General features: G+C 63.3%; 16 protein-coding genes. 11 read left to right on the forward strand and 5 right to left on the reverse strand.

Annotation, left to right across the window (positions count from 1 at the left end):
- Positions 1-32: 32 nt before the first annotated feature.
- Both C3F42_RS23265 and C3F42_RS23270 read right to left on the reverse strand, forming a co-directional pair.
- On the reverse strand, positions 33-596 hold the full coding sequence (locus C3F42_RS23265) for a murein L,D-transpeptidase family protein (protein WP_094011655.1): 564 nt from the start codon (positions 594-596) through the stop codon (positions 33-35).
- A gap of 20 nt (positions 597-616) precedes the next feature.
- Positions 617-1,171: an NUDIX hydrolase gene (locus tag C3F42_RS23270; protein ID WP_094011654.1), complete on the reverse strand. Its 555-nt coding sequence runs from the start codon at positions 1,169-1,171 to the stop codon at positions 617-619.
- A gap of 137 nt (positions 1,172-1,308) precedes the next feature.
- Here C3F42_RS23270 and C3F42_RS23275 point away from each other — a divergent pair, with 137 nt between their 5' ends.
- The 5 genes from C3F42_RS23275 to purT all read left to right on the forward strand — a co-directional run bounded on the left by C3F42_RS23275 (position 1,309) and on the right by purT (position 4,469).
- Entirely contained in the window at positions 1,309-1,908 is a 600-nt protein-coding gene (locus tag C3F42_RS23275) for a CoA pyrophosphatase (RefSeq protein ID WP_023629804.1), read from the forward strand.
- A 45-nt stretch (positions 1,909-1,953) separates the two neighbouring features.
- Positions 1,954-2,478 (forward strand): gamma carbonic anhydrase family protein, encoded by a 525-nt coding sequence (locus C3F42_RS23280; protein WP_023629805.1) that lies wholly within the window; start codon positions 1,954-1,956, stop codon positions 2,476-2,478.
- Positions 2,471-2,665: a DUF1289 domain-containing protein gene (locus tag C3F42_RS23285; RefSeq protein WP_023629806.1), complete on the forward strand. Its 195-nt coding sequence runs from the start codon at positions 2,471-2,473 to the stop codon at positions 2,663-2,665. Before C3F42_RS23280 ends, C3F42_RS23285 begins: the two co-directional genes overlap by 8 nt.
- A gap of 80 nt (positions 2,666-2,745) precedes the next feature.
- On the forward strand, positions 2,746-3,213 hold the full coding sequence (locus C3F42_RS23290) for a VUT family protein (RefSeq protein ID WP_023629807.1): 468 nt from the start codon (positions 2,746-2,748) through the stop codon (positions 3,211-3,213).
- A gap of 74 nt (positions 3,214-3,287) precedes the next feature.
- The gene (purT, locus tag C3F42_RS23295) at positions 3,288-4,469 is read left to right on the forward strand and encodes a formate-dependent phosphoribosylglycinamide formyltransferase (protein WP_023629808.1); all 1,182 of its coding nucleotides are present in this window, start codon (positions 3,288-3,290) and stop codon (positions 4,467-4,469) included.
- Positions 4,470-4,540: 71 nt separating this feature from the next.
- Here purT and C3F42_RS23300 read toward each other — a convergent pair whose 3' ends face one another.
- The 3 genes from C3F42_RS23300 to C3F42_RS23310 all read right to left on the reverse strand — a co-directional run bounded on the left by C3F42_RS23300 (position 4,541) and on the right by C3F42_RS23310 (position 8,093).
- Positions 4,541-5,845 carry an MFS transporter gene (locus C3F42_RS23300; RefSeq protein WP_046854366.1) on the reverse strand — a complete coding sequence of 435 codons (1,305 nt, stop codon included), beginning with the start codon at positions 5,843-5,845 and terminating at the stop codon, positions 4,541-4,543.
- A 241-nt stretch (positions 5,846-6,086) separates the two neighbouring features.
- Positions 6,087-7,274, reverse strand: a complete 1,188-nt coding sequence (locus C3F42_RS23305; RefSeq protein WP_038706706.1) for a transporter associated domain-containing protein — start codon at positions 7,272-7,274, stop codon at positions 6,087-6,089.
- A gap of 9 nt (positions 7,275-7,283) precedes the next feature.
- Positions 7,284-8,093, reverse strand: coding sequence for an inner membrane protein YpjD (locus tag C3F42_RS23310; protein WP_104444970.1), 810 nt, complete (start codon positions 8,091-8,093; stop codon positions 7,284-7,286).
- Between the two features lie 268 nt (positions 8,094-8,361).
- Between C3F42_RS23310 and ffh the strand changes: the two genes are divergently transcribed.
- From ffh to C3F42_RS23340, 6 genes are all read left to right on the forward strand, one after another.
- Positions 8,362-9,738 carry a signal recognition particle protein gene (gene ffh / locus C3F42_RS23315; protein ID WP_023629809.1) on the forward strand — a complete coding sequence of 459 codons (1,377 nt, stop codon included), beginning with the start codon at positions 8,362-8,364 and terminating at the stop codon, positions 9,736-9,738.
- A 232-nt stretch (positions 9,739-9,970) separates the two neighbouring features.
- The gene (gene rpsP / locus C3F42_RS23320) at positions 9,971-10,222 is read left to right on the forward strand and encodes a 30S ribosomal protein S16 (RefSeq protein ID WP_011535318.1); all 252 of its coding nucleotides are present in this window, start codon (positions 9,971-9,973) and stop codon (positions 10,220-10,222) included.
- A gap of 5 nt (positions 10,223-10,227) precedes the next feature.
- Positions 10,228-10,764, forward strand: a complete 537-nt coding sequence (gene rimM, locus C3F42_RS23325) for a ribosome maturation factor RimM (RefSeq protein WP_023629810.1) — start codon at positions 10,228-10,230, stop codon at positions 10,762-10,764.
- Between the two features lie 3 nt (positions 10,765-10,767).
- Entirely contained in the window at positions 10,768-11,520 is a 753-nt protein-coding gene (gene trmD, locus C3F42_RS23330; protein WP_023629811.1) for a tRNA (guanosine(37)-N1)-methyltransferase TrmD, read from the forward strand.
- A gap of 43 nt (positions 11,521-11,563) precedes the next feature.
- A complete protein-coding gene (rplS, locus tag C3F42_RS23335; RefSeq protein ID WP_023629812.1) occupies positions 11,564-11,914 on the forward strand; it encodes a 50S ribosomal protein L19 in 351 nt (116 codons plus the stop codon).
- Between the two features lie 99 nt (positions 11,915-12,013).
- Positions 12,014-12,421, forward strand: coding sequence for an acyl-CoA thioesterase (locus tag C3F42_RS23340; RefSeq protein WP_023629813.1), 408 nt, complete (start codon positions 12,014-12,016; stop codon positions 12,419-12,421).
- Positions 12,422-12,477 lie beyond the last annotated feature (56 nt).

The raw sequence follows: 12,477 nt of genomic DNA on the forward strand, positions 1-12,477 counted from the left end.
CAGGACAGGCCTTTGGTGCCAACGGTGAGCGCTCAGGGGCGGATTTCGATCAGCGTGCCATCCTTCACCATGCTCCACACCTCGCGCATGTCGTCGTTGCGCATGGCGATGCAGCCCTCGGTCCAGTCCAAGGTGTGGAAGTACCACTCAGGGTACTCCTCGTTGATCGGCGTGCCGTGGATCATGATCATGCTGCCAGCGGCGACCCCGTCGCGCCGTGCCTTGGCGGCGTCGGTGATATTGGGGTAGGAGATGTGCATAGCCAGGTTGTAGCGGTCGCTGACCTTGCGCCAGTCCAGCCAGTACAGGCCTTCCGGGGTCTTCTTGTCGCCTTCGCGTTCCTTGGCTCCCTTGGGCTGCTTGCCCAGGGAGATACGGTAGGTCTTGAGCGGTTCGCCACGGCTGATCAATTGCAGCCGGCGTTCGGACTTGATCACCAGCACCTTGTCGATCAGGCGTTGCTGCTGAACCCCGCTGGTGGCGGGCTGGACCGGCGACGGCGCGGCCGACGGCGTCTTGCGGATAATGGTCTCGGTGAAGGCGGCTTGCGACACCGAGGCGACACTGAGGCAGAAGAGGGCAAGCAGCCAGCGCATGAAACCGTATCCCTGAAAACTTAGGTGGTTGACGACGTGACGTTCATCGGCGGCAGATACTCATGGCCAATCGGATAGTGCTGCCTGACGCGGTCGCGATAATAGCATTCTAGTGTGCGTGTGACGGTGCGGAAAGCCAGCTCGCGCCATGGGATCTCGTGCTCTTCGAACAAGCGTACCTCGAGGCTCTCGATACCCACGGCGAAGTCCAGATCGACCAGTTCGGCGCGGAAGAACACGTGCACCTGATTGATGTGCGGCAGGTCGAACAGCTGATACAGGCTGGTTTCGCCGACCTGTGCGCATGCCTCCTCGACGGTTTCGCGACGGGCGGCGGCATCGAGGGTCTCGCCGTTTTCCATGAAACCGGCGGGCAGTGTCCAGAACCCTCGGCGCGGTTCTATTGCCCGGCGGCACAGTAATACCTGGGAGCCCCAGGTAGGCAATACCCCTGCGACGATATTGGGGTTCTGGTAGTGGATCGTCTGGCAATGGTCGCAGACATACCGCGCACGGCTGTCGCCTTCGGGGATCCGCTGGGTGACCGGTTGGCCGCACGCGCTGCAGAATTTCATGCTTTCATTCATTCCAGTGGGGTCGGGCTATCTTGGCGCGCCCGGCTCGCTTACCGCAAGCGGCCTGCGGGCGGGGCTTGGGTGCCTCGCGGCTTTGGTGCATCATGCAGGGCAGGCCTTGGACACGAGAGTGCGTAATGCTGGACGAGCTTCTTCGCCGAATGAGCAACCATACCCCCGCGTCACCGGAGACGGACCGCCGTTTCCCCGAAGCGGCGGTGCTGCTGCCCATTACCCGCAGCGAGGAGCCGGAGCTGGTGTTGACCCTGCGCGCCAAGGGCCTGTCCACCCACGGTGGTGAAGTCGCCTTTCCGGGCGGGCGGCGCGACCCGGAGGACCCAGACCTGGTGTTCACGGCCCTGCGTGAAGCCGAGGAGGAAATCGGCCTGCCGCCCGGGCTGGTCGAGGTAATCGGCCCGCTCAGCCCGCTGATCTCGCTGCATGGCCTGAAGGTCACGCCGTTCGTCGGTTTGATCCCGAACTATGTCGAGTACCGCGCCAACGACGCGGAAATCGCTGCCGTGTTCAGTGTACCGCTGGCGTTCTTCCGCCAGGACCCCCGCGAGCACACCCACCGCATCGACTATCAGGGCCGCAGTTGGTACGTGCCCAGCTACCGCTACGGCGACTACAAGATCTGGGGGCTATCGGCGATCATGATCGTCGAACTGGTCAACCTGCTGTTCGACGCTGGTATCAGCCTGCACCAGCCCCCCGAGCGTTTCATCGAAAATTGAGCGGGGCACACCCCGCCACTGGCGTTCAACCGTGAGGAGCGACACATGAAATACCGCCTGGGCGACCTGCGGGTCGAAGCCCATCCCGAGAGCTGGGCCGCGCCCACTGCCACGCTGATCGGCAAGGTGCGTCTGCAGGCCCGGGCCAGCGTATGGTTCGGCGCGGTACTGCGCGGCGACAACGAGTTGATCGACATCGGCGAGGACAGCAATGTCCAGGACGGCACGGTGATGCACACCGACATGGGCTCGCCGCTGACCCTTGGTCGCGGGGTGACCATCGGCCACAACGCCATGTTGCATGGCTGCACGGTGGGCGACTACAGCCTGGTCGGCATCAACGCGGTGATCCTCAACGGGGCGCGTATCGGCAAGCACTGCATCATCGGCGCCAACGCCCTGGTCCCCGAGGGCAAGGAGATACCCGATGGCTCGCTGGTGATGGGCTCACCGGGCAAGGTGGTGCGTGAGTTGACCGAGCAGCAGAAACGCATGCTCGAGGCCAGCGCCGCCCATTATGTGCACAATGCCCAGCGCTATGCCCGTGACCTGGTGAGCGACGATGACTGACGAGCGGCCCGTGGCCTCGCCCTGCGTCAATGTCTGCGCGCTGGACGAGCAGGATATCTGCACCGGGTGCCAGCGCACGGTGAGCGAGATCACGCGCTGGGGGCGTATGGACAATGCCGAGCGGCGCGTGGTGTTGCAGCGCTGTCATGAGCGGGCGGTGGCGGCCGGGCTGATCATCGGTCTGTAGAGCCGACGCCCGTGGCGCGGGCTTGTCCCGCGATGGTGCCGGCGCTAATCTGTGCGGCTGGCCCTCCGAAAACGCAGACCATGTTCTATCTCATCGCCTACATCAGCAGCGTGGTGCTGATCAACTTCGCCTTTTCCAGTGCGCCGCACCTGGACGTGATCTGGTCCGCCTGGGGCGGGTTGGTGTTCATCCTGCGCGACATGGTGCAGACCCGCTACGGCCATGGCGCGTTGTTGGCCATGCTGGTGGCGCTGGTGCTGTCCTATATCACCTCCGAGCCTGCCATCGCCCTGGCCAGCGCGACCGCGTTCTTCGTCTCCGAACTGATCGACTGGCTGGTGTTCAGCGTTACCCGGCGCCCCCTGCGCGACCGCCTGTGGCTGAGCTCGGCGCTGAGCATCCCGGTGGACACCTTCATCTTCTTCGGCATGATCGGTGCCCTGACGCCTGCGGTAATCGGCACGGCGATGGCATCGAAGTTCGCCGGGGTCACGGCGGTGTGGTTGATCATGGCCTGGCGGGCACGGCGCGCGGTGGCCACATCCTGATGTAGAATACCGGTCCATTTTTCAGCGGGCGGCAGCCAGCGTGGCGCGGCCCCGGACGCCTTCGAGGACCTGAAATGACCCGTATCGGAACCCCACTGTCGCCCACCGCGACCCGTGTACTGCTGTGCGGCTGCGGCGAGCTGGGCAAGGAAGTGGTGATCGAGCTGCAGCGCCTGGGCGTCGAAGTGATCGCCGTGGACCGCTACGCCAATGCGCCGGCGATGCAGGTCGCGCACCGCAGCCATGTAATCAACATGCTCGACGGCGTGGCCCTGCGCGCAGTGATCGAGGCGGAAAAACCGCACTACATCGTTCCCGAGATCGAGGCCATTGCCACCGCCACGCTGGTCGAGCTGGAAAGCGAAGGTTTCAATGTCGTCCCCACCGCCCGCGCCACCCAGCTGACCATGAACCGCGAAGGCATTCGTCGCCTGGCTGCCGAAGAGCTGGACCTGCCGACCTCGCCGTACCATTTTGCCGACACCTTCGAGGATTACAGCAAGGCGGTGGCCGACCTGGGCTACCCGTGCGTGGTCAAGCCGGTGATGAGCTCGTCCGGCAAGGGCCAGAGCCTGCTGCGCGGCGCCGATGACCTGCAGAAAGCCTGGGACTACGCCCAGGAAGGCGGCCGTGCCGGCAAGGGGCGGGTGATCATCGAAGGCTTCATCGACTTCGAATACGAGATCACCCTGCTCACCGTACGCCATGTTGGTGGCACGACCTTCCTCGCGCCGGTCGGCCATCGACAGGAGAAAGGTGACTACCAGGAGTCGTGGCAGCCCCAGGCCATGAGCCCGAAGGCATTGGCCGAGTCGCAGCGTGTGGCCCAGGCGGTCACCGACGCGCTGGGCGGCCGTGGGCTGTTCGGTGTAGAACTGTTCGTCAAGGGTGACCAGGTCTGGTTCAGCGAAGTGTCGCCACGCCCGCACGACACGGGCCTTGTGACCCTGATTTCCCAGGATCTGTCGCAGTTCGCCCTGCACGCGCGGGCCATCCTCGGCCTACCGATCCCGGTGGTGCGCCAGTTCGGTCCGTCGGCGTCGGCGGTGATCCTGCCTGAAGGCCAGTCGCAGCAGACCAGTTTCGCCAACCTGGGCGCGGCGCTGAGCGAGCCGGATACTGCCATCCGCCTGTTCGGCAAGCCGGAGATCAATGGTACCCGGCGCATGGGCGTGTGCCTGGCGCGTGATGAATCGGTCGAGGCGGCACGAGCCAAGGCGACCCGGGCTTCGCAGGCGGTCAAGGTCGAGTTCTGACCTCAAGCGATTGCGGGGCAAGCCCGTTCCCACGCCAGATCAGTCTGGCGTGGGCTTGCCCCGCGATTGATTCAAAGCTCGGTATTACGCGTTTCTTTCAGGCACAGCACGGCAATCAGGCTGATCAGCGCCGCCGCCGACACATAGCCTCCCACCCAGCTCAAGCCCCCCATGCTCACCAGCTTCTGGGCAAAGAACGGTGCCGCCGAGGCGCCGACGATACCACCCAGGTTGTAGGCCGCCGAGGCGCCGGTGTAGCGCACATGGGTCGGGAACAGCTCCGGCAGCAGCGCGCCCATCGGGGCGAAGGTCACCCCCATCAGGAACAGCTCGATGCTCAGGAACAACGCCACCCCGGTAGTCGAGCCCGAGGTCAGCAGTGGTTCCATGGCAAAGCCCGAGGCGATGGCCAGCAGCGCGCCGGCGATCAATACTGGCTTGCGCCCGTAACGGTCGCTCAACCAGGCCGACAGGGGCGTGGCCAGGGCCATGAACACCACGGCGAAGCACAGCAGGCCGAGGAAGGTTTCGCGGCTGTAGCCCAGCGTGGACACGCCATAGCTCAACGAGAACACCGTGGAGATGTAGAACAGCGCGTAGCACACCACCATCGCCGCAGCCCCCAGCAGGGTCGGCAGCCAGTATTGGGAAAACAGCTCGATCACCGGCATCCTGACCCGCTCCTGGCGGGCCACGGCCTTGGCGAACACCGGGCTTTCCTCGAGTTTCAGGCGCACATAGAGCCCGACCAGCACCAGTGCTGCGCTGAGCAGGAACGGAATGCGCCAGCCCCACTCGCGGAACTGCTCGTCGCTGAGCACCAGGGCCAGGGTGAGGAACAGGCCGTTGGCGGCGAGGAAGCCGATCGACGGGCCCAACTGCGGGAACATGCCGAACCAGGCGCGCTTGCCCTCAGGGGCATTTTCCGTGGCCAGCAGTGCCGCGCCGCCCCATTCGCCGCCCAGCCCCAGGCCCTGGCCGAAGCGCAGCACGCAGAGAATGATCGGTGCCCATACGCCGATGCTGTCATACCCGGGCAGCACGCCGATCAGGGTGGTCGAGACGCCCATCAGCAACAGCGAGGCGACCAGCGTGGACTTGCGCCCGATGCGGTCGCCGAAGTGGCCGAACAGCGCCGATCCCAGTGGCCGGGCGAGGAAGGCGATACCGAAGGTAAGGAAGGCCGCCAGCATTTGCGCGGTGCCGGAACCGGACGGGAAGAACACTGGCCCGATCACCAGCGCGGCGGCGGTGGCGTAGACGTAGAAATCGTAGAACTCGATGGCGGTGCCGATGAAGCTGGCGGTGGCCACTCGGGCAGGCGAGTTGACCGGGGCCGCCGAGGCAGGTTCGGCGTAGGTGCTGCTGGTAGTCATGCGAAAGTCCCTGACAGTCATGCTCCATGGGGCACGGCCCATGTGGCGGCCACACGGGAGCCGGAGCGTATTGTTGTTGGTCGCCGCCTGACGATAGCCCAAGGGATAGGCGCTGAAGCGGTGGCTGCTCGGGGTGCTGAGCAGGGCCGCGGGGCGTGTCAGTGGGGCGGACTGGCCGTCGGACGCCGGGTGCGGGTAGCGGGCGGGACGGCAGGGCTGGGTAAGCGTGACCCGAGTATAACTATCGAGCCAGTGTCCAGACCAGTACCTTGCTTGCGCAATTATCCTCCGTTTCGAGGATTTCCAGCCGATATCTGCCAATTTTCAGGCATACAGCGCTTTCTGGAATGCTTTCAAGTGCTTCGGTGACCAGGCCGTTGAGGGTTTTCGGCCCGCCATCGCAGGGCAGGTGCCAGCCCAGGGTGCGGTTGATCTCGCGCAGCGAAGCCGTCCCTTCGATGACGAAGCGGCCATCGGGCTGAGGGTGGACATGGGGGTTGTCCAGGCTCTGCTCGTCCTCGAACTCGCCGACGATCTCTTCGAGAATGTCTTCCAGGGTAACGATACCCAGGACTTCGCCATACTCATCCACTACCACGCCCATGCGTCGCTGCTGCTTGTGAAAGTTCAACAGCTGCATCTGCAGCGGTGTGCTTTCGGGCACGAAGTAGGGCTCGTAGCAGGCCGCCTGGAGCTTCTCCGGGGTGAGCTCTGCCCGTGGCAGCAGGTGGCTGATCAACTTGGTGTTAAGGACGGCCTCGACCTGGTTGATGTCGTCGTGATAGACCGGCAGGCGCGTGTGACGGCTGATGATCAGTTGCTCGATGATCTGCTCGATGGGATCGTCGAGGTTGATGCCGTCTACTTCGTTGCGTGGTACCAGGATGTCGTTGACGGTGATCTTGTCCAGCGCCTGCAGACCCTCCAGCAGGCCGTGCTGGCTGGTCTCGGTAGGTTCGTCTTCGTCGAATGTGGCGCCCTGCTGCGGGTGCAGTGCCACCGCGGTGGGTTGCAAGCGGAAAGGGCGCAGGATCACTTTGGCGCAGCCGTCTAGCAAGCAGCCCAGCGGCTGCAGCAGCGCCAGCGGCAATTTCAGCAGGTTGCCGCCCAGGTCCAGGAAGGCTTGCGGGTTACGGCGTGCCAGGCGGCGCGGCAGGTAGTCGGCGAGTACCAGCAGGGTGACGCTGGCGCCAAGGCCGGCCAGCCAGAAACCGTGTTCGCCGCTGTAGCGCTGACCAATAAGGCAGGCCAGGCCCAGTACCAGCAACTTGCCGAGGCTGGCGCCCAATACCAGGCCCTGGGCCGGCAGGGTCGGGGCACCGTGGCCATTGAGCTGCTGGCGGGCGCAATCTACCGCGGTGAACAACGCCGACCACAGCAGGGCCAGTGCGATGATGCCGAGCAGCGGGGCGTACGGCAGAGTGTCCATGGGCGGCCGTCAGATGTGCAGGATGAATTCGCGGACCAGCTTGCTGCCGAAGTAGGCCAGCATCAGCAGGCAGAAACCGGCCAGGGTCCAGCGGATCGCCTTGTGACCGCGCCAGCCCAGGCGAGTGCGACCCCACAGCAGCACACTGAAGACGATCCAGGCAACGCAGGCCAGCAGCGTCTTGTGCACCAGGTGCTGGGCGAACAGGTTGTCGAGGAACAGCCAGCCGGAGATAAGCGACAGCGACAGCAGCCCCCAGCCCGCCCAGAGGAAGCCGAACAGCAGGCTTTCCATGGTTTGCAGCGGCGGGAAGTTGCGGATCAGCCCGGACGGGTGCTTGTGCTTGAGCTGGTGGTCCTGCAGCAACAGCAGCAGGGCCTGGAACACGGCGATGGTGAACAGGCCGTAGGCCAGTATCGACAGCAGGATATGGGCTAGGATGCCTGGCTCTTCGTTGATCAGCGGCACCGTACCGGGTGGGGCGAACTGGGCCAGCAGCGCGGTCACCGCGCCGAGCGGGAACAGCAGCACCAGCAGGTTTTCCACGGGGATGCTCAAGCAGGCGAGCAGGGTCAGGCCGATCACCGCCACGGCGATCAGGCTGGCGGCGCTGAAGAAGTCGAGGCTCAGGCCCAGGGGCGTGATCAGCTGGAAGAACAGGGCACCGCCCTGGGCGATGACCGCCAGGGTGCCGAGCAGGGCAAGCAGCCGTTTGTCGGCGCGGGCGCCACGGGCCAGGCCGGTGGCCTGGTAGACGGTCGCGGCCAGATAAAGGAAGGCGGCGAGCAGGTTGGGGATGAGGCTGGGTGAAGAGAACATAAGTCCTGGCGTGCAAGCCCTAAAGGGACGGAGTTTGGCATAGAACGCGGTAGGCAAGGAAGACTGCGCATCAATCGCGGGGCAAGCCCGCTCCCGCGATCTACGTGAGGCAGCCAGGCCTGAGCCGCATGATTGGCCGGTGGTCCAGCGCGAGGTGTGCGTCTATCCCAGTCTCCGCTATAATCGCCGCCTTGTTGTGCCCAGCGTGTGTGCATTTCCACTTGGGCGCCTGAAAAACCTCGGCTTCAATGGGCCTGAAAGGATCACCATGTTCGAAAACCTGACCGACCGCCTGTCACAGACGCTGCGCCATGTCACCGGCAAGGCCAAGCTGACCGAAGACAACATCAAGGACACGCTGCGCGAAGTGCGCATGGCCCTGCTCGAGGCCGACGTCGCCCTGCCGGTGGTCAAGGATTTCGTCAACAGCATCAAGGAGCGTGCGGTCGGCACCGAAGTGTCGCGCAGTCTGACCCCAGGCCAGGCGTTCGTGAAGATCGTCCAGGCCGAGCTGGAAAGCCTGATGGGCGCGGCCAACGAAGAGCTGACCCTCAACGCCGCCCCGCCGGCCGTGGTGCTGATGGCCGGTCTGCAAGGTGCTGGTAAGACCACCACCGCCGGCAAGCTGGCGCGCCACCTGAAGGAACGCAAGAAGAAGAGCGTGATGGTGGTGTCGGCCGACGTCTACCGTCCGGCGGCGATCAAGCAGCTCGAGACGCTGGCCAATGATATCGGCGTGACTTTCTTCCCGTCCGACATCAGCCAGAAGCCGGTGGCCATCGCCGAAGCGGCGATCCGCGAAGCCAAGCTCAAGTTCATCGACGTGGTGATCGTCGATACCGCAGGTCGTCTGCACGTCGACGCCGACATGATGGACGAGATCAAGGCCCTGCACGCCGCGGTCAAGCCGATCGAAACCCTGTTCGTGGTCGACGCCATGACCGGCCAGGATGCCGCCAACACGGCCAAGGCCTTCGGCGATGCGCTGCCGCTGACCGGCGTGGTGCTGACCAAGGTCGACGGTGACGCCCGTGGCGGTGCCGCCCTGTCGGTGCGCGCCATTACCGGCAAGCCGATCAAGTTCATCGGCATGGGCGAGAAGACCGAGGCCCTCGAGCCGTTCCACCCCGACCGGATCGCTTCGCGCATCCTCGGCATGGGTGACGTGCTCAGCCTGATCGAGCAGGCCGAGCAGAACATCGACAAGGAAAAGGCCGACAAGCTGGCCAAGAAGTTGAAGAAGGGCAAGGGCTTCGACCTCGAAGACTTCCGCGATCAACTGCAACAGATGAAGAACATGGGCGGCCTCGGTGGCCTCATGGACAAACTGCCGAGCATCGGTGGCGTCAACCTGTCGCAGATGGGCAACGCCCAGGGCGCGGCCGAGAAGCAGTTCAAGCAGATGGAAGCGATCATCAATTCCATGACCCCTGCCGAACGTCGCGACCCTGATCTGATCAGCGGTTCGCGCAAGCGCCGCATCGCCCTCGGTTCCGGCACCCAGGTGCAGGACATCGGCCGGCTGATCAAGCAGCACAAGCAGATGCAGAAGATGATGAAGAAATTCTCCGCCAAGGGCGGCATGGCCAAGATGATGCGCGGCCTCGGCGGGATGCTGCCGGGTGGCGGCATGCCCAAGATGTAAGTGAATTCGGGCGACTGTCTTTTTATGAAGACAGTCGCCCAGCCCCCGCTTCGGCGGGAACAGTGCCGCCAAACGGCGGCTTAACCGGCAGATCTGAACGGTGGGTCAAGCGCTCGCCGAAAAAGGCATTTGCAAATGTCCGTGTATTCCCCGAGAATATGCGGCCTTTTGGGCACCCGTGTGCCCATTGGGCATTCAGTTTTGCAGCACCGACTATAGGAACGATGTTCACATGGTAACCATTCGTCTGGCCCGTGGCGGCTCGAAAAAGCGCCCATTCTACCACCTGACCGTGACCAACTCGCGTAACGCCCGTGACGGCCGTTTCGTTGAGCGCGTTGGCTTCTTCAACCCGATCGCATCGGGCGCCGAAGTCAAGCTGTCGGTCAACCAAGAGCGCGTCACCTACTGGCTGAGCCAGGGCGCACAGCCGTCTGAGCGTGTTGCTCAGCTGCTGAAGGAAGCTGCCAAGGCTGCAGCCTGAGCAGTATGAACGCGACGCCAGAAAAGGCTGATGACCTCATCGTCGTTGGCAAGATTTTTTCGGTTCACGGCGTTCGCGGCGAGGTGAAGGTGTATTCCTTTACCGATCCGATTGAAAACCTGTTGGATTATCCGCGCTGGACGCTTAGGCACGAAGGCAAGGTAAAGCAGGTCGAGCTGGTCAGCGGTCGTGGCTCCCAAAAGGGCCTGGTCGTGAAATTGAAAGGTCTCGAGGATCGTGATGAAGCCCGTCTTCTGAGCGGTTACGAAATCTGCATTGCGCGGAGCCTTTTGCCCAACCTGGCAGCCGACGAGTACTACTGGTACCAGTTGGAAGGCCTGAAGGTCATCAATCAGGACGAACAGCTGTTCGGCACGATCGATCACCTGTTGGAGACCGGTGCGAACGATGTAATGGTGGTCAAGCCTTGCACAGGCAGCCTGGATGATCGCGAGCGTCTGTTGCCCTATACGGAGCAATGCGTGCTGGCAATCGACCTGCAGGCCGGTGTGATGCGAGTCGAATGGGACGCGGATTTCTAGACGATGGGTAGCCTTCGCGTAGAAGTCATCACGTTGTTCCCCGAGATGTTCTCGGCCATCACGGAGTACGGCATTACCAGCCGAGCGGTGAAACAGGGGTTGCTGCAAGTGACCTGCTGGAACCCGCGGGACTACACCACAGATCGCCACCACACCGTGGATGATCGGCCGTTTGGCGGTGGTCCGGGCATGGTGATGAAGATCAAGCCTCTGGAAGACGCCCTGGTTAGCGCCAGGCAGGCGACCGGAGCTGCGGCAAAGGTGATCTACCTTTCGCCACAAGGCCGCAAGCTGACCCAGCAGGCGGTCAAAGGCTTGGCCGAACAGGAATCGTTGATCCTGATCGCCGGCCGTTATGAAGGCATCGACGAGCGCTTTATCGAGGCTCATGTCGATGAGGAGTGGTCGATTGGCGACTATGTGCTTTCCGGTGGCGAGCTGCCGGCCATGGTACTGATCGATGCGGTTACGCGGCTGCTGCCCGGAGCTTTAGGGCATGTGGACTCGGCGGAGGAAGATTCTTTCACCGACGGTCTGCTGGATTGCCCGCACTACACCCGACCCGAGGTGTATGCGGATCAGCGTGTACCCGACGTGTTGCTTAGTGGCAACCATGCACATATCCGGCGATGGCGGATGAAGCAGTCCCTTGGTAGGACCTTCGAACGACGCGCCGATCTTCTGGAAAGTCGCTCGCTTTCTGGAGAAGAGAAGAAGCTGCTCGAGGAATACCTCCGCGAGCGGGACGATAGTTAAACGTATCGATGGTGGATCGCGTTATCCATCTTAGGAGCACAGCATGACCAACAAGATCATCCAGCAGCTCGAAGCCGAGCAGATGAGCAAAGAGATCCCGACCTTCGCACCAGGCGACACCATTGTCGTCCAGGTCAAAGTGAAGGAAGGCGACCGCTCGCGTCTGCAGGCGTTCGAAGGCGTCGTTATCGCCAAGCGTAACCGCGGTCTGAACAGCGCCTTCACCGTGCGCAAGATCTCCAGCGGCGTTGGCGTAGAGCGTACCTTCCAGACCTACAGCCCGCAGATCGACAGCCTGGCCGTGAAACGTCGTGGTGACGTGCGTAAAGCCAAGCTGTACTACCTGCGTGACCTGTCCGGTAAAGCAGCTCGCATCAAGGAAAAACTGTCCTGAGTACAGTTTGTCCGGTGGCCTAGGCCCCCGTGCGAGAAAAAGCAGCCTTCGGGCTGCTTTTTTGCGTCTTGAATCTTGCCTTTGCGATGTGACTCCGAGATGACAACCCGAGACCAGGAAATCCAGCGCCGCACCGAACTGTCGGTGACCCGCGTGACCAAGGCGGTGTTCCCCAACACCACCAACCACCACAACACCCTGTTCGGCGGCACGGCGCTGGCGTGGATGGACGAAGTTTCGTTCATCGCCGCCACCCGTTTCTGCCGGCTGCCGCTGGTGACCGTGTCCACCGACCGCATCGATTTCAAGCACCCGATTCCGGCAGGATCGATCGTCGAGCTGGTGGGGACGGTGATCAAGGTCGGCAACACCAGCCTGCAGGTGCAGGTGGATGTGTTCGTCGAGAACATGTACCTCGATGGCCGCGAGCGGGCGATACATGGCGTGTTCAGCTTCGTCGCCATCGACGAGGACAAGCGCCCGGTGCCGGTGCTGCCGTTGGCCTGATTGCCATCGCCTTGATTTGACGCGTCCCTGTAGGAGCGGCTTCAGCCGCGATCACC

This window comes from Pseudomonas sp. PONIH3, assembly GCF_002934345.1.
In the GTDB taxonomy this organism is placed as follows: domain Bacteria; phylum Pseudomonadota; class Gammaproteobacteria; order Pseudomonadales; family Pseudomonadaceae; genus Aquipseudomonas; species Aquipseudomonas soli.